At 41.4% G+C, this 16,335-nt stretch carries 16 protein-coding genes; 12 read left to right on the plus strand and 4 right to left on the minus strand.

Annotated elements, in window-relative coordinates; all coding sequences use genetic code 11:
- Positions 1–338: 338 nt before the first annotated feature.
- Both B9T26_RS13990 and B9T26_RS13995 read left to right on the plus strand, forming a co-directional pair.
- Positions 339–1,307: an aliphatic sulfonate ABC transporter substrate-binding protein gene (locus B9T26_RS13990; RefSeq protein ID WP_086200274.1), complete on the plus strand. Its 969-nt coding sequence runs from the start codon at positions 339–341 to the stop codon at positions 1,305–1,307.
- Positions 1,307–2,146, plus strand: a complete 840-nt coding sequence (locus B9T26_RS13995; RefSeq protein WP_086200275.1) for an ABC transporter permease — start codon at positions 1,307–1,309, stop codon at positions 2,144–2,146. The genes B9T26_RS13990 and B9T26_RS13995 overlap by 1 nt, the downstream gene beginning before the upstream one ends.
- A gap of 39 nt (positions 2,147–2,185) precedes the next feature.
- On the opposite strand, the gene prmC is transcribed toward B9T26_RS13995, so the two are convergent.
- Together prmC and prfA are read right to left on the minus strand one after the other, a co-directional pair.
- Positions 2,186–3,004, minus strand: a complete 819-nt coding sequence (prmC, locus tag B9T26_RS14000; protein ID WP_086200276.1) for a peptide chain release factor N(5)-glutamine methyltransferase — start codon at positions 3,002–3,004, stop codon at positions 2,186–2,188.
- The gene (gene prfA, locus B9T26_RS14005; protein WP_086200277.1) at positions 3,004–4,092 is read right to left on the minus strand and encodes a peptide chain release factor 1; all 1,089 of its coding nucleotides are present in this window, start codon (positions 4,090–4,092) and stop codon (positions 3,004–3,006) included. The genes prmC and prfA overlap by 1 nt, the downstream gene beginning before the upstream one ends.
- Positions 4,093–4,458: 366 nt before the next feature.
- Between prfA and B9T26_RS14010 the strand changes: the two genes are divergently transcribed.
- The 7 genes from B9T26_RS14010 (at position 4,459) to B9T26_RS14040 (ending at position 9,807) form a co-directional block, all read left to right on the plus strand.
- Positions 4,459–4,890, plus strand: a complete 432-nt coding sequence (locus B9T26_RS14010) for a hypothetical protein (protein WP_086200278.1) — start codon at positions 4,459–4,461, stop codon at positions 4,888–4,890.
- 192 nt (positions 4,891–5,082) lie between these two features.
- Complete coding sequence (locus B9T26_RS14015) at positions 5,083–5,520, plus strand: hypothetical protein (RefSeq protein WP_086200279.1); 438 nt, start codon at positions 5,083–5,085, stop codon at positions 5,518–5,520.
- 205 nt (positions 5,521–5,725) lie between these two features.
- Complete coding sequence (locus tag B9T26_RS14020) at positions 5,726–6,241, plus strand: hypothetical protein (protein WP_086200280.1); 516 nt, start codon at positions 5,726–5,728, stop codon at positions 6,239–6,241.
- Positions 6,242–6,397: 156 nt separating this feature from the next.
- Complete coding sequence (locus B9T26_RS14025; RefSeq protein WP_086200281.1) at positions 6,398–7,399, plus strand: LLM class flavin-dependent oxidoreductase; 1,002 nt, start codon at positions 6,398–6,400, stop codon at positions 7,397–7,399.
- A 171-nt stretch (positions 7,400–7,570) separates the two neighbouring features.
- Positions 7,571–8,047: an inner membrane protein YiaA gene (yiaA, locus tag B9T26_RS14030; protein WP_086200282.1), complete on the plus strand. Its 477-nt coding sequence runs from the start codon at positions 7,571–7,573 to the stop codon at positions 8,045–8,047.
- Positions 8,048–8,302: 255 nt separating this feature from the next.
- Positions 8,303–9,232, plus strand: a complete 930-nt coding sequence (locus tag B9T26_RS14035; protein ID WP_086200283.1) for a reductase — start codon at positions 8,303–8,305, stop codon at positions 9,230–9,232.
- A gap of 20 nt (positions 9,233–9,252) precedes the next feature.
- On the plus strand, positions 9,253–9,807 hold the full coding sequence (locus B9T26_RS14040; RefSeq protein WP_086200284.1) for a flavoprotein: 555 nt from the start codon (positions 9,253–9,255) through the stop codon (positions 9,805–9,807).
- A gap of 68 nt (positions 9,808–9,875) precedes the next feature.
- Here the strand turns inward: B9T26_RS14040 and B9T26_RS14045 are convergent, their stop codons facing one another.
- Together B9T26_RS14045 and B9T26_RS14050 are read right to left on the minus strand one after the other, a co-directional pair.
- Complete coding sequence (locus tag B9T26_RS14045) at positions 9,876–10,619, minus strand: hypothetical protein (protein ID WP_086200285.1); 744 nt, start codon at positions 10,617–10,619, stop codon at positions 9,876–9,878.
- Between the two features lie 103 nt (positions 10,620–10,722).
- The gene (locus B9T26_RS14050; RefSeq protein ID WP_086200286.1) at positions 10,723–11,559 is read right to left on the minus strand and encodes a pyruvate, water dikinase regulatory protein; all 837 of its coding nucleotides are present in this window, start codon (positions 11,557–11,559) and stop codon (positions 10,723–10,725) included.
- A 153-nt stretch (positions 11,560–11,712) separates the two neighbouring features.
- On the opposite strand from B9T26_RS14050, the gene ppsA reads away from it, so the two are divergent.
- From ppsA to cyoA, 3 genes are all read left to right on the plus strand, one after another.
- A complete protein-coding gene (ppsA, locus tag B9T26_RS14055) occupies positions 11,713–14,091 on the plus strand; it encodes a phosphoenolpyruvate synthase (RefSeq protein ID WP_086200287.1) in 2,379 nt (792 codons plus the stop codon).
- An 89-nt stretch (positions 14,092–14,180) separates the two neighbouring features.
- Positions 14,181–14,951, plus strand: a complete 771-nt coding sequence (locus B9T26_RS14060) for an RDD family protein (RefSeq protein WP_086200288.1) — start codon at positions 14,181–14,183, stop codon at positions 14,949–14,951.
- Between the two features lie 317 nt (positions 14,952–15,268).
- Positions 15,269–16,333, plus strand: a complete 1,065-nt coding sequence (gene cyoA, locus B9T26_RS14065; RefSeq protein ID WP_086200289.1) for a ubiquinol oxidase subunit II — start codon at positions 15,269–15,271, stop codon at positions 16,331–16,333.
- Positions 16,334–16,335 lie beyond the last annotated feature (2 nt).

Here is a 16,335-nt window from a genome sequence, read left to right on the forward strand (position 1 = left end):
ACAAATCAAACCAGTCGGCAATTTATCGGTATTATTATTTCAATTTCTTCCCTTAAAACCATTTGTCATTACATTGAAATGACTATGAAATTATATAGACCATTGATAATCTGAAATTTTCTTTATTTTCTTTTTATTCATGTCGATGTATGTTTTTCGTATAAAATTAAAATATAGAAACATTAAAAATAAATTTATTTATATTTCATTCACTTAATTTAGATTAATCGACATATCTGGAATTAAGATAATTTTATAAAAAATACTCTTTTGTCTTATCTCTTCACTCACTGGCACTATTCGCTGCATATATTATTGTAAAATTTACTGGGGCTTATATGCACAAATTTAGCTTAAAAACTAAAATCCTGACTGCAATTACACTTGGCTTAACCAGTCATTATAGTCTGGCCGCTATACCAGATACACTGAAACTCGATTATGCCTATTACGCTCCGACCAGTTTGGTCGTTAAAGAGCAAAAGTTATTGGAAAAAGCTTTACCCAATACCCAGATTAAATGGGTATTTAGCCAAGGCAGTAACCGTTCACTCGAATATTTAAATAGTGGCAGTGTGGATTTTTCTTCTACGGCAGGTTTGGCTGCTGTCCTGAGCCGTGCCAATGGTAGTCCAATTAAAACCGTATATATCCAGAGCCAGCCTGAATGGACTGCTTTGCTGGTTGCCAAAAATTCTCCCATTAAAAGCATTAAAGATTTAAAAGGGAAAAAGATTGCAGCCACCAAAGGTACAGACCCATTCCTGTTTACCTTACAGGCACTGGAAACTGCTGGCTTAAATAAGAAGGATGTTCAGCTTGTACATTTGCAACATCCAGATGGCAAAACCGCACTTGAACGTGGACAAGTGGATGCCTGGGCAGGTTTAGATCCGCTGATGGCTGCTGCTCAAGTCCAGTCGGGTGCAAAACTACTATATAGAAATGTCGGTTTTAATAGTTACAGCGTATTAAGTACCAAGGAACAATTTGCCAACCAGAGTCCAGAAGCCATCGAAGCGGTGATTAAAGCCTATGAACAGGCACGTAAATGGGCCAAAGCCAATCCGGCTAAACTGGCCGAATTACTGGCACGTGAATCGAAACTGCCTGTTCCGGTGGCAAAGCTTCAACTCAGCCGTACCAATTTTGAGCAAAATATTCCAACAGCCAAGCATATTAATGCCCTGAAAAAATCTGGAACTATTTTGACTGAGGAAGAACTGGTGCGTAACGGTACCAACGTCAATCAGGTCGTGGATCAACTGTTTGATGCCAAATATGCACAAAAGGTTGTAAAAAAATAATGAGTTCGTCTGCATCAACGAATAATAAGACACCGATTCAACCTGAAGTTGATAGAGATAGAGTCCCAGCGCCTGGCTTGCTGAAATTATTAAGCAAGCTTAAGGGCTTGGTCATCCCTGTTTTTGTGCTGATCTTGTGTGAAGTACTGGTGAGAAATGGGGTTATCGAAGCTTACTTACTTCCCGCCCCCAGCGGCTTATGGCAGTCACTTTTGGAACTATCTTCAGGCGATTTGTGGCTGCATATTTGGACCAGTACCTGGCGGGTATTTTTAGGCTTCTTTATTGGTAGCGGACTTGCACTGGCTTTCGCAATTTTTGTAGGCTTAAATAAACAGGCTGAAGAATTTTTAGAACCTTCTTTTTCAGCGATTAAATCCATCCCAAGTCTGGCCTGGATTCCGTTGTTATTGCTGTGGTTAGGCATTGATGAAGCCTCTAAAATCACCTTAATTGCCATCGGTGCATTTTTCCCGACCTATACCAATACTGTTGCAGCCATTCAGGGCGTAGACCGTAAGCTGATTGAAGTGGCGCAAGTCTATCGTTTGAAATATTTTCAGCAGATTAAGGAGATTGTGCTTCCTGCCGCCTCACCTGGTATTTTGACCGGTCTACGCAACAGCCTGAGCTTGTCCTGGATGTTTATGATTGCGGCTGAACTGATTGCGGCCACTCAAGGGATTGGTTATTTGCTCAGTGATGGGCGGGAAACGTCCCGACCCGACATTGTGATTATTGCAATTATTTTATTGGCCATTTTAGGCAAAATGACCGATAGCTTAATGAAAATTGCTGAAAGCTGGCTGTTACGCTGGCGTGATGTGGTCAAAAAATAAAGCGCATGATGCGCTTTATTTTTATCTTATTTTTAACTTTTAATGCGGCCACTGCCCCAAAGTCACGCGATCATTACCGCCATAGTCTTTTACCGTACGGACTTGCTTATAGCCCGCCTGGGTAAAAATATGCCGTATCGCATCCCCCTGATCATAACCATGTTCAAGTACCACCCAGCCATTCACGGTCAAATGCTTTTTGCCTTGTACAATAATCTGCTCTAAATCTGCCAGGCCATGTTTGTCTGCCACCAAAGCACGCTCCGGTTCTGTAGCCAAATCCTGCATATGCACATCATCCGCATCAATATACGGCGGATTGGAAACAATCACATCAAAGAACTCGCGACCCAAAGGTTTAAACCATGAGCCACAGACAAAACGCACATGTTCAAGATCATGCTTTTCGGCATTAAACTGAGCAACATCTAAAGTCGGTTCATAAATATCGGTTGCTGTAACCGACCAATCCGGACGTTCGCTGGCAAGAGATAAGGCAATAGCACCCGTTCCGGTGCCCAAATCGACAATTCGAGCATCTTCAGGGAGTTCCAGACGTAATACTGTTTCAACCAGTACTTCAGTATCTGGACGTGGCACCAAAGTATCCTGAGTCACTTTTAAATCCAGTGTCCAGAATGGCTGTGAACCGGTGACATAAGCCAGGGGCTCACCTGCAGCAATACGGCTTAAACCTTCGGTATAGGCTTGTTCCTGTTCTGCGGTCAGTTCCTGATCCTTTTTCATGATCAAATCAAAAGCATCAATTTTGGTAATGTGCTCAAGTAACCATGCATTTTCTTGACGTTCGTAGCTTTCCGCATCACCACGTAAGGCCAAAGCCTGTGAAATATTCATTAGCCACCATTCTGCTGTGCAAGAAGTGCCAACTGATCTGCCTGATATTCGCGATGCAAACTATCCAGCAATTCGTTCAAATCACCTTCCATCACCGCATCTAACTTATATAAGGTTAAGTTAATACGGTGATCGGTCATCCGACCTTGCGGATAGTTATAGGTACGAATACGTTCTGAACGGTCGCCCGAACCAACCAGATCACGGCGCATTTCCGAAGTTGCGGCATCTGCTGCTGCACGTTTGGCATTTTCCAGACGGGAAACCAACAGCGCCATGGCTTTGGCCTTGTTCTTATGCTGTGAACGTTCATCCTGACATTCCACCACGGTCCCTGTTGGAATATGGGTAATACGTACCGCAGAATCGGTTTTGTTAATGTGCTGACCACCCGCACCCGATGCACGGTAGGTATCAATACGCAGTTCAGATGGATTGATTTCGACCGAGGTATCGACATCCACTTCAGGCAAAATGGCAACGGTACATGCTGAAGTATGCACACGACCTTGGGATTCGGTTGCCGGCACACGCTGTACCCGGTGTGCGCCACTTTCAAACTTCAGGCGACCATACACGCCTTCGCCATTAATCAGGCAGATGACTTCTTTATAACCGCCATGCTCGCCTTCATTTTCCGACAGAATTTCCAGACGCCAGCCTCGACTTTCCGCATATTTACTATACATACGGAATAAGTCGCCCGAGAAAATCGCAGCTTCATCACCGCCTGTTCCGGCACGAATTTCCAGATACGCAGAGTTGGCATCATTGGGATCTTTCGGAATCATCAGGATATTTAAATCTGCTTCAAGTTGTTCTAGCAGTGCTTTATTGTCTTTAATTTCTTCCTGCGCCATTTCCTTAAAGTCAGGATCTGACAGCATGGCTTCGGCAGTTTCAATGTCTTCTTCGGCTTGACGGAATTTAGTCCAGACTTCGGTAATTTCGGATAGGTCACTATGCTCACGAGACAATTGACGGAAGCGTTTGTTATCTGAAATCACTTCAACGTCGGCAAGTAATGCATTTAATTCTTCGTGACGGTCAGAAAGTTGATCTAATCGTAAACGTAACGATTCTTTCATTTGCTAAAATATCTCAATAAAAAGGCCATCTCCATGTCGGACTAGACATAGATCAGCGCAAAAAAATTGTGCCTAGTGTAACGATTCTAAGGGCTAAATGACATAGATATTGTGCGGACAAAACCCCTTATAAACTGAGATTTTTTTCAACCAAGCTTTACTTTGCTCCTCGTTTTCTTCATATTTCAAATGTAAATGCATATTTTCTGATCACTTTTCAACATTGTTAAAGAAACTTTACAAAGCAGAAACTAAACACCACAACTATGAACTATCCTCTCCACATTGTTGGAAAAAATTTTTGTTACATTTGCCGCCATCGAAATAACTTACTGACAATGTCTACTTTTGGACACGGAGTTAACTATGAAACTTAATGCACTATTATTAAGCGCAACATTAGCCACTGCATCGATGTTTACTGTGACTGCTCATGCAGACAGCTCTACTCGTATTGCAGCAACTTCTGCATTAGGTAGCGTAGCCGGTACTGCTATCGGTAAACAAATGGGTGGTAACACTGGAGCAATGATTGGTTCTGCAATCGGTGGTGCGGGTGGTGCTGCTGTTTCAGCAGATAGACGTGACCGTACTGGCGCTGCAATTGGTGGTGGTTTAGGCGGTGTTGGTGGTTATACTGTAGGTAAAAGCATGGGTGGAACAACTGGCGGTTATGTCGGTTCAGCTCTAGGTGCTGCGGGTGGTTCAGTTCTTGGTAAAAAAGTATCACAAGACCGTCATGCTGACCAACGCAAATACAAAAAACATTCTAAAAAATACCGTCGCAGCCATCGTTAATACATCATTAACTGACTGGACAAAAAAGCACCTTCGGGTGCTTTTTTCATTTATTCACCTTATTGACTGTTAATTATGAATAAATCTGGCAGAAAAAAAATACAAACCCTTAACAACTTGTCCATCTTCATTTCCAGATTTTTTATTACATTTAACTCAAGAGATAACAAAAGATTCCCACTGGAGTTGGTCATGAAATTTAATTCAGTTTTATTTGCTACATTAATTGCGACTTCTGCTATTGCGTCTACAACAACTTATGCAGGCAATAGTACCAATGTTGCTTTAACTTCTGCGCTTGGTAGCGTAGTGGGTACTGCAGTGGGTAAGCACATGGGCGGTAATACTGGAGCAATGATTGGTTCTGCCATCGGTGGGGCTGGCGGTGCTGCGGTTTCAGCAAATAAACGTGACCGTACCGGTGCTGCCATTGGTGGTGGTCTAGGTGGTGTGGGTGGCTATACTGTAGGCAAGAGCCTAGGTGGTACCAACGGCGGCTATATCGGTTCTGCTTTAGGTGCTGCGGGTGGTTCGGTACTGGGTAAAAAAGTCAGCGAAGACCGCCGTTATGATGACCGTTATGACCGCCGTTACAACAGCTATAACAACCGCCGTTATAATCGTCGTTAATTGCTCAAAATTTCTTTTAAAGCACCTTCGGGTGCTTTTCTACTTTTGATCATGCTTCTCTTTCTATCGTCTTAGTGCATGATTAATTATGAATAAATGTGCCAGAAAAAAAATACAAATAATAAACAACTCATCCATTTTTATTTCTACATCTTTTATTACATTTAAGCCAATAGATAACAAAAGCTTCCCTCTGGAGTTTGCCATGAAATTTAATTCAATAATTCTAGCTGCTGTAGTCACAACATCTGCTTTAACAATGACAACTGCAAATGCAGGCAATACAACAAATACAGCCCTAACTTCTGCCCTAGGTGGGGTGGTCGGTGCCGCAGTAGGTAAACAAATGGGTGGTACTACAGGTGCCATGATTGGTTCCGCCATTGGTGGTGGTGCCGGAGCTGGTGTTGCTGCAAATAAGCGTGACCGTACTGGCGCTGTGATCGGTGGTGCGTTAGGCGGTGCTGGTGGCTATACCGTAGGCAAAAACATGGGCGGTACCAACGGTGGCTATATTGGCGCTGGCTTAGGTTCTGCCGGTGGTGCAGTCCTCGGTAAAAAAGTTAGCGAAGACCGCCGTTACGATGATCGCTATGATGATCGTTATGATCGTGATGACCGTCGTCGTTATAATGATCGCTATGACCGCCGTAATAATGGTTACCGTTACAATGACCGCCACGATAATGGCCGTCATTTAGGCTGGAACAAACATCGTTAATTTTAAAGATTCAATTTAAAGCACCTTCGGGTGCTTTTTTTATAGTTGCGATGAGCCCCCCTATTTACATAACACACCCATATATCGAAAAAAAACGATATACAAATTCAGGCAGGCATCGTATGCTTTTATTAGCCCTGATATTAGAGAAAACCAATGCGTTCTTTAAAAGATACCGAATTTTCAATTCTGGACTTAGTTCCTGTTCGTGAAAATAAAAGCATTCAATCTTCATTGCATCATGCACTTGCTTTGGCTCAACATGCCGAAAAATTAGCTTATAAACGCTTATGGCTGGCTGAACATCACAATATGTCTGGTATTGCCAGTTCAGCAACTTCTGTTCTCTTAGGCTATTTACTGGCAAATACGCAAACTTTAAAAGTCGGTTCAGGCGGTATTATGTTGCCGAACCATGCCCCTTTAATAGTTGCAGAGCAATTTGGCACTTTAGCAACACTCTATCCAAACCGCATTGAACTTGGTCTTGGTCGTGCACCGGGTACAGATCAAAATACCATGCGTGCACTGCGTCGTGGTCAGCAAGAAACTGAAGATCAATTTCCGCAAGATGTACTGGAAATTCTGCAATACTTTAAAGACCCACTCCCACAGCAACGTATTGTGGCAACTCCAGGCCAAAGTACCCATGTTCCAGTCTGGCTATTGGGCTCTAGTTTGTTTAGCGCACAACTGGCTGCAAAATTGGGACTGCCCTATTCATTTGCCTCACACTTTGCCCCGCGCATGCTGGATCAAGCGATTAAACTGTATAGAGAAAACTTTGAACCCTCAGAATATCTGGAGCGACCTTATGTGTCGATGGGTGTACCTACCGTCATAGCCGATACAGATGAAGAAGCGCAATATTTAGCAACATCACCCTATCAGCGTATTATCTCAATGTTCCGTAATCAGCGCGGCATGTTGAAACCACCAATCGAAAACATTGATGAAATTTGGTCACCATCAGAAAAAATGTCGGTGCAACAGTTCTATGCCATGGCACAAATTGGCTCACCTGATACAGTAAAAGCAGGTTTAGAAAAGCTATTGCAAAAATATGATATCAATGAGTTTATCTTTACCTGTGACATTTACGACACAGACAAACGTATTAAAAACTTCGAGTTATTAATGGATATCAAGAATTCTTGATTCTGGGTCAAAAATCTAAAAAAGCACCTGTAGCGGTGCTTTTTTATGCAAAAAATTCCAATAAAGAAATTCCTTCATTTTTAAAATAAATCATAACAATAATTGTGAAATGCTGGAGCTTAGGCATAATAGCTGTATAAAAAACAAACTCATATAAAAATGGACGATAAAATGAATCAATATATCAATAAACCCACATCTGCATTTATTGCCGCAAGCTGGCTGGCGCTGATTGCAGGTGCAGCAGCCTATATGATTGGTCTCTGGAATGCAGACATGCTGTTAAATGAAAAAGGCTATTATCTGATCCTGATTTTATACGGCTTATTTGCCGCAGTATCATTACAAAAAATTGTCCGCGATAAACTCGAAGGAATTCATGTCACTGCCATATACTTTGGGCTTTGCTGGGCCTCCATTGCAATCTGTATTGCCTTATTGACCATTGGTTTATGGAATGCTTCACTGCAATTGAGTGAAAAAGGCTTTTATATTATGGCTTTTTTACTCAGCTTATTTGGTGCTGTTGCCGTGCAAAAAAATATCCGTGATTTAGACTATCTTCGCGTTCATAGCCAGCCACCGAGTATGCCAAATTATTCAGCTACAGAATTGCACTCCCCAGAACAGGATAACGAAAAAAACTAACTGCTTTTAGAGGTGTTTTATTCCCCGCAGTACTTTCATTATAATTAAATAATTGCATACATTTTAAAGATAAGACTTGGCCCTTAATGACAAGTCTTTATTTTTAATATCAAATAGTTAAATAAATTATTCCAATAAATCATCAGCCTAAATAATTAACCAAAATGCTCACCTCACTTTAAGCACTTAGGCAAGTTACATTGCCATGCTTTTTCATACACTTGTAATTAAATAATGATTTTACAGGTGTGCATAATGGCTTCTATCGACTTGGAAAAAATGCTGGATAAAGTCAAAAATACCCAATGGACCTTATCTGATATTGACTGGGATGCACCAGGAAAAGAATTGATCACGGCTGAACAATGGCCGAATCTTAAAGAATTTATGGCCGATTTAATGTGGATTGAACATGTCGGTGCACGCGCTTTTGCGGCCATGTCAAAAAAAGCACCCAATCCAGTATTGGCAGAAATGTATGCCATCTTTCATGCTGAAGAACAACGGCATGCCAATGCAGAAATGGCACTGATGAAACGCTGGAATATGCTGGAAGATGACATTCCCAAGCCCAATAAAAATCTGTGCCTGATTATTAAATGGCTAGATCGCTATGCGGATGACATGCCCTTTTATATTTTAGGTGCGGTTATTCCAATGCTGGAAGTTGCCCTGGATGGTGCCTTATGTACTTTTTTACTGGACAGCGTAGAGGATCCGGTTTGTCATCAGGCCTTTAAATTGATCAATGGCGATGAAGCGCGTCACCTCGGTGTGGGTTTTAGTGTCATGGAAGCCCAAGGCTATAACAAAACCTTTATTCAACTGGCGCAGATGGCGGCCAGAGCCATAGATCCTCGTATATTGCTCGGTATTTTGGCTTATTTACCCCTGATCAATAAAATGCGTGACAATGTAATCAAATTAGGGCTTGCAGAAGAAAAACTTTATGCTGCCATGAACAAGTTTTCCAGAATTGGCGGCCGAACTGCAGCCGGACGTCGCAATCCCTGGTATCAGATTATTCAGTTTCATGCCTATAAAGTGATCGATCGCAAGCAAAAATGGTTCCATATTCCTGTAGATGCCATGGTAACGATGACTGACAAGATTCCAGAAAAATCTTTACCAAAAGTCCCATCTTGGATATACCAGTTAACTGCAGAACCAACTGCAACGAAGTAAAAATAAGAAAGGATATGAAAATGGTTAACAAGAAGAAGAGCCCATTGGATGGTTTCTTTCAAAATTCACCCGAGTTTTTCCAGAAATTTCATGGAAAAATTGTCGCTGCTGAAGATATTAAAAACTTTGATTTTACAGATTTAAATGTGGCGATTGTCGGGGGCAATCAAATGACAGTCATGCATCTGGAGCAGATCTGCATTACTGCAAAATTTGTGAAAGTATTCCAGAATATGCCTTTGTTTATTTTGCCGCAAACTGAAAAAGGCATTCACAAACTGCTTTCACATCCTTTAATTATCAAGAATCGTCGTTTGTTTAATAATCGCGTTAAATCATTATTGGCGATTCGCTATCTTGAATCGCAAGTTCAGGATACCTGGTTAAAACGCCAGCTCATGCCCAATTCAGCTTCTGAAAATAAGATTTTTTTCAAATCGGATAGTTATTATGCTGCGCTACAACGCGAGAATTGCAAGCTGCTTACCTGGCCTGTGGTGAAAATCACTGAAAATGCCGTACAAAGCATGGAAGGTGTTGAACATCTGGTAGATGTAATTATTACAACCTATTAATGGCGAGTATTTGCCATCAAAAAAAGAGGTTTAGAAGCCTCTTTTTTATTGGTTTTATTGAATAGCCTTTATTTGACTGTACCCACATATTGGTAATTACTTTTAGTTTTTTGATAACGCAGATAATTTGAAGTTAACTCACCAGAAGCTTTCACCACTAAAATATCTATATTTTTTAAATCCTTAGATACCCGAATATAGTGCTGGTTCATATCAAAAGGCTCTATATTTTTGGGATAATAATTGCAGTCATAATCGACATCGATATGGTTCATTGTTTGAGTTCTGGTTTTAAACACATCAATAGCTTTATATTTTGCATTTTTGATTTGTGCTGCCTGTATAGCATAAGCCCCGACACAACTACTGCCTACATAAGTACTGGAAATGAGATACATCGCTTGCTGATTCAATTGCGTTTGCTGAATAGATCGAATAAATCCACCCTCCTTTACGGCTTGAGTAATGACTTTATTGCCCTGTTTAAATTGCACATAGGACTCAAATTCGCGCATCGTACCGCCTGCAGAAATATCAAATGTATAAAATTTAAGCTTTCGGTCAGGGCTATAATTCACAAAAACCATGCTTTTGCTGCTTAATTTTTTAAAATCATAAGCAAAACTTTGCGGATTCTGTTGAATAAATTCGCTTATTTTTAAGGCAACTTCCTGGTTCACACCCTCATTTTCATAGCGATCAGTTAAGCGGATTTGTTCATATTGATTGATTATTCGGGTTTCAAAATCAGCCACAGATGCTGCAAAAATTGGGCTATTTGCCAGACTGAGCCAAGCAAACAAAAAGACCATTATTTTTGGCTTTAATATTTTATTCATATAATAACCATTTTTATTTTCGATTATTAAAACGTAGAGTTAAACCTTGATTTAACTCTAGTTTAAAACTTTTCAATTAACCAATACGACGTTTCAAGCCAGTCATTTGCAAAACACGGGTTGAAATTTCTTCAATCGACATTTCAGAAACGTTCAGATATTTAATGCCTTCTGAAATATAAATACCTTCTACCGCACGCAGTTCCATCTGGCATTGACTGAAACTTGCATAACGGCTGTTGGCTTTACGCTCGGTACGAATCGCGACAAGTCGCTCTGCATCAATCATTAAGCCAAATAGTTTATGTTTGTGTGCTTTTAATACCGCAGGCAGACGGTTGTCATCCAGGTCTTCTTCAGTCAGTGGATAGTTCGCTACACGAATTCCAAATTGTAATGACAAATAAATTGAAGTTGGTGTTTTACCGGAACGTGATACCCCGATCAGGATCAAATCGGCCTTGTCATAATGGCGTGTGCGTGCGCCGTCATCGTTATCCAAAGCAAAATGTACCGCATCAATACGTGCCTTATATGACTCGGAATCGGTCACGGCATGGGTTTGTCCGACTAAAGTTGTAGGCGCAGTACCCAAAACCTCAGACAACTTACCAATAAGACCTTCAAAAACATCAAGATTTACTGCATTTGCAGTGTTGATAATGTCCCGAACATAAGGGTCTACCAAGGTATCAAATACCAAAGGTTGTTGCCCGTCTTGATCAGCACGCTGGTTAATTTCAGCCACAACATTCATCGCAGCTTCTTCGGAACTGATATAAGGAATAATATGAATGTCAAAATCTACATGAGGAAACTGCGCTAACAGTGAGTGTCCAAGGGTTTCAGCAGTAATTGCAGTACCATCGGAGATAAAAAAAACACTGCGCTTAATCTGTTTACCTTCTGACATTAAAATTCTCCTTAAATATTTGTCTTAGTGCTATATAATCTTTATAGTAAACCATCTTACATGACTGTCGCCCAGTAAATTCTTAAAGCTAGGCGATTTGCTATAATTTCATGCCAAGATAGTGATTAATACTGCATAAGTGGAGTAACAACTTTGGAAGCGCGCGTAATTGGTCTAGAAAAATTAGGGAAACACGACGTTGAGCTCGTTGGTGGGAAAAACTCATCATTGGGTGAGATGATCAGCCATTTGTCTAATGCTGGTGTATCGGTACCGGGTGGTTTTGCAACCACAGCTGCTGCATATCGTGAATTTCTCGAGCAAAGCGGCCTAAACGCTAAAATCAACGCAGAGCTTGCAGCACTAAATGTTGATGACGTAATAGCTCTAGCAGAAACTGGCGCTAAAATTCGTCAATGGATTGTCGAAACTCCGCTTACGGCAGAACTTGAAAAAGAAGTTCGTGAATCTTTCGCAATTCTTTCAAACGGCAACCCCGACATCGCGGTTGCCGTTCGTTCATCTGCGACTGCAGAAGACTTGCCGGATGCTTCTTTCGCTGGTCAGCAAGAAACTTTCCTGAACATCCGTGGCATCGACAACGTTCTTATTGCAATTAAAGAAGTATTTGCATCTCTTTATAACGATCGCGCAATTTCTTACCGTGTACACCAAAACTTTGCACATGACGTGGTTGCCCTTTCTGCTGGCGTACAACGTATGGTGCGCTCAGAAACTGGTGCTGCAGGTGTAATGTTCACTTTGGACACAGAATCTGGCTTCCGTGATGCAGTATTTATCACTGCATCTTATGGCTTGGGTGAAATGGTTGTGCAAGGTGCAGTAAACCCTGACGAATTCTATATCTCTAAACCACTTCTTAAAAACGGCAAACATTCAATCCTGCGTCGTAACCTTGGTTCTAAACACCAAAAAATGATTTATGGTGAAGAAGGCGCTGCAGGTAAATCTGTGGTTGTAGTCGACGTTGAAAAACAAGACCGTCAACAATTTTCTTTAAATGATCATGAACTTCAAGAGCTTGCAAAACAAGCGTTGATCATTGAAGAACATTACGGTGCGCCAATGGACATCGAATGGGCAAAAGATGGCGACGACCAACAGCTTTACATCGTTCAGGCACGTCCAGAAACAGTAAAAAGCCGTGAAAATGTCGGCACTATGGAACGCTACCTGTTGAAACAAAAAGGTACTGTGCTTTGCGAAGGCCGTTCAATCGGTCAACGTATCGGTTCTGGTAAAGTCCGCATCGTAACGTCAATCAAAGAAATGGACAAAGTACAAGACGGTGACGTACTTGTATCTGACATGACTGACCCGGATTGGGAACCAGTAATGAAACGTGCTGCGGCCATTGTCACTAACCGTGGTGGTCGTACTTGTCACGCAGCCATCATTGCACGTGAACTCGGTGTTCCGGCAATTGTAGGTTGTGGTAATGCAACTGAAGTATTAACCGATGGTCAAGAAGTGACTGTGTCTTGTGCTGAAGGTGATACAGGTTTCATCTACGAAGGTTCTTTAGATTTCGAAGTTCAACGCAACTCTATCGAATCTATGCCTGCGCTTCCATTTAAAGTCATGATGAACGTGGGTAACCCTGACCGTGCATTCGACTTTGCTCAAATTCCAAACGAAGGTATTGGTCTTGCACGTCTAGAATTCATCATCAACCGTATGATTGGTGTGCATCCTAAAGCATTGTTGAACATTGACAGCCTGCCACGTGAAACTCGTGCTGCTGTAATGGCACGTACTGCAGGTTACTCTTCGCCAATCGAGTTCTATGTAGAAAAATTGGTGGAAGGTATTTCTACCCTTGCTGCTGCTTTTGCTGACAAACCAGTGATCGTGCGTATGTCTGACTTTAAGTCAAACGAATATGCAAACTTGATCGGTGGTAAGTTATACGAACCAGAAGAAGAAAACCCAATGTTGGGCTTCCGTGGTGCAAGCCGCTACGTTTCTGACAACTTCCGTGACTGCTTCGAACTTGAATGCCGTGCGCTGAAAAAAGCACGTGACGAAATGGGCTTGACTAACATCCAAATCATGATTCCTTTCGTACGTACAGTTGCTGAAGCGAAACGTGTGATTGAGTTATTGGCGCTGAATGGTCTTAAACGCGGTGAAAATGGTCTTAAAGTGATCATGATGTGCGAATTGCCAACAAATGCATTATTGGCTGAACAATTCCTTGAACACTTCGATGGTTTCTCTATCGGTTCTAACGACTTGACTCAGTTAACATTGGGTCTAGACCGTGACTCTGGTATTGTTTCTCATTTGTTTGATGAACGTGACCCAGCGGTTAAAGCACTTCTTTCTATGGCAATCCATGCATGTCGTAAAGCAGGTAAATACGTAGGTATTTGTGGTCAAGGTCCTTCTGACCACCCTGACCTAGCTAAATGGTTGATGGAACAAGGTATTGAGTCTGTTTCTTTAAACCCGGACTCTGTTTTAGACACTTGGTTCTTCCTTGCTGAAGAAAAAGCTCAACAAGCGTAATAAAACATGTTAAAAAAGACCCATTCGTGGGTCTTTTTTTTCATCTGCGATTTTTTGTATTTTTAGATTTATTTTGAGAATTTAGTTTTATGCAAATTTACTTGGCGAGAAATAATCAACAAGCCGGTCCCTACACTCTGGAGCAACTGAACCAGATGCTTGCCAGTCAACAAGTACTGCTTACAGACTTGGCCTGGCATCAAGGTATGACCGAATGGAAGGCTTTAGGTGAATTAACCCAAGGGAAACTTGTATATCAACCTGAGGGCTATACTGCACCTCTATCCTTTCCCGAACAAAGCCCTGTACAGAATTCAGCTATTCGTAAAGTTCAGGTTGAAAAAAAAGCCTCTGCCCAACAGGAACTTGCTTCAATTCCAACCCGTATATTGGCAAAAATTATCGATTTACTGCTTTGGTTACCTGCAGCAGCAATTCCTTCATTTTTTTTAAAACCTGAACAATTCAATCAGCTATCCGAGATTCAGCAAAAAATGCAAGCGGCTCAGAGCTCAACTCAAGCTGTTCAATTGCAACAGGAACTATTTAGCCTTATTCCAGCAGAAGCATGGCAAGCCATGTTGGTTTACATCATTATTATGCTGGGTATACAGGCATTTATGCTGGCGAAATCAGGCCAAAGTATCGGCAAAAAACTGACTAAAATTAAAATTGTCGATGCCGACAGTGGCGAAAAAGTGAGCCTGATGCGTGCTTTCACTCTACGCAGCTTTATCTTTATTGTTTTAAATTTGCTCTTTATGCCATTTATTACAATTATTGATCATGTTTTCGCTCTCACTGAAAAGCGTCAGACCTTACATGATAAATTAGCAAAAACCAAAGTGGTTAAACAATAACCATTTAATTAAACAGGGATTGTTTTTACATCCCTGTTTTTCCCCAGAATATTGATATTAAAATAAAATTCATATAATAAAAGTTCAATTCCGAGTAAAAAAATCAGTTTTTATAACAGGTATTTAAAGCCATTTTACATATAGCTTAGTTGCTCGATATGAGGCATAATGCCCTACAACGTAGCGGTGTCTCATGATTGGGAAGGATTTTCTATGCTTGGATTTTCCAAGTGAAAATAAACATTTCCAATCATGCGACACTTTAATCGCTATCCCATATTAAATTAGGGAATGGGACTCTTCACCGAGGTTGTAAAATGAGACAAACGATTTTAGCTGTATTGTCTTTATCTGCGATCGCTGCACTCTTGACTGGGTGTGGTGGTGATATGGTACTTCTAAACTCAAAAGGTCCAGTAGCAGAAGGTCAAAGTGGCCTGATGATGGCTGCGATCTACTTAATGCTTTTGGTGGTAATTCCATCAGCAATTATGGCATTGTGGTTTGGTTGGAAATATCGCGCGTCAAATAAAGATGCAGACTATAAACCTACATGGGCACACTCTACTGCAATTGAGATTGTAGTTTGGGGTATTCCTGTCATTATTATTGGTATTTTAGCTTGGTTAACTTGGTGGGGTTCCCACAAGTATGACCCATACCGTCCGCTAGAATCAGATAAAGCCCCTTTAACTGTTCAGGTTATTGCTGAACAATTCAAATGGATCTTTATCTATCCAGAACAAAACATTGCGACTGTAAACGAAATACGTTTCCCAGAGAAAACTCCGGTAACATTCCGTATTACTTCTAACTTCACGATGAACTCGTTCTTCATCCCTGCGTTAGGTGGTCAGATTTATGCAATGGCGGGCATGCAAACTCACTTGAACTTGTTAGCAAATGAAACTAGCCCAGCCGAAGGCTACCGCGGTTTCTCTTCTAACTATTCAGGTTATGGCTTCTCGCAAATGCGTTTCCGTGCTCACTCTGTGACTGATGCTCAGTTCGCTGAATGGGTAGCTGCAGTTAAAGCAGGTAATGGTGCTTCAGTAAACCCTCAAGCAATTCAAAAAACTGTTTTAGACAAAGCTGAATTCAAAACCTTACGTGACGGCAACCGTTCTAAGCATCAGATCGAAGCAATGATTGCGAATGCCCAAACTCCTGAAGAAAAGGCTGCTGCTGAAGCATTGAAGCCTTATCCAACTAAGCCACACCCTGTGACTTATTACTCTTCAGTAGAGCCTAAATTGTTCGAATCTGTGATTAACAACTACATGAGCAACTACCACGGTGCTGATCATTCAGCGTCTGCGGGTCACGAAGCTGCTGCTTCTGAAGCTCATGCCAATGTTGAACATGCGACTGCAGGGGAATAAGA

The organism is Acinetobacter sp. ANC 4169 (genome assembly GCF_002135355.1).
Lineage (GTDB): Bacteria > Pseudomonadota > Gammaproteobacteria > Pseudomonadales > Moraxellaceae > Acinetobacter.

Excerpts from the sequence above, each read along its gene's own strand:
- cyoA (WP_086200289.1), top strand. The coding sequence starts at position 15,269 with ATGAGACAAACGATTTTAGCTGTATTGTCTTTATCTGCGATCGCTGCA.
- yiaA (WP_086200282.1), top strand. The coding sequence starts at position 7,571 with ATGAATCAATATATCAATAAACCCACATCTGCATTTATTGCCGCAAGC.
- B9T26_RS13990 (WP_086200274.1), top strand. The coding sequence starts at position 339 with ATGCACAAATTTAGCTTAAAAACTAAAATCCTGACTGCAATTACACTT.
- prmC (WP_086200276.1), bottom strand. The coding sequence starts at position 3,004 with ATGAATATTTCACAGGCTTTGGCCTTACGTGGTGATGCGGAAAGCTAC.
- B9T26_RS14015 (WP_086200279.1), top strand. The coding sequence starts at position 5,083 with ATGAAATTTAATTCAGTTTTATTTGCTACATTAATTGCGACTTCTGCT.
- B9T26_RS14045 (WP_086200285.1), bottom strand. The coding sequence starts at position 10,619 with ATGGTCTTTTTGTTTGCTTGGCTCAGTCTGGCAAATAGCCCAATTTTT.
- B9T26_RS14040 (WP_086200284.1), top strand. The coding sequence starts at position 9,253 with ATGGTTAACAAGAAGAAGAGCCCATTGGATGGTTTCTTTCAAAATTCA.
- B9T26_RS14020 (WP_086200280.1), top strand. The coding sequence starts at position 5,726 with ATGAAATTTAATTCAATAATTCTAGCTGCTGTAGTCACAACATCTGCT.
- prfA (WP_086200277.1), bottom strand. The coding sequence starts at position 4,092 with ATGAAAGAATCGTTACGTTTACGATTAGATCAACTTTCTGACCGTCAC.
- B9T26_RS13995 (WP_086200275.1), top strand. The coding sequence starts at position 1,307 with ATGAGTTCGTCTGCATCAACGAATAATAAGACACCGATTCAACCTGAA.
- B9T26_RS14025 (WP_086200281.1), top strand. The coding sequence starts at position 6,398 with ATGCGTTCTTTAAAAGATACCGAATTTTCAATTCTGGACTTAGTTCCT.
- B9T26_RS14050 (WP_086200286.1), bottom strand. The coding sequence starts at position 11,559 with ATGTCAGAAGGTAAACAGATTAAGCGCAGTGTTTTTTTTATCTCCGAT.
- B9T26_RS14010 (WP_086200278.1), top strand. The coding sequence starts at position 4,459 with ATGAAACTTAATGCACTATTATTAAGCGCAACATTAGCCACTGCATCG.
- B9T26_RS14035 (WP_086200283.1), top strand. The coding sequence starts at position 8,303 with ATGGCTTCTATCGACTTGGAAAAAATGCTGGATAAAGTCAAAAATACC.
- B9T26_RS14060 (WP_086200288.1), top strand. The coding sequence starts at position 14,181 with ATGCAAATTTACTTGGCGAGAAATAATCAACAAGCCGGTCCCTACACT.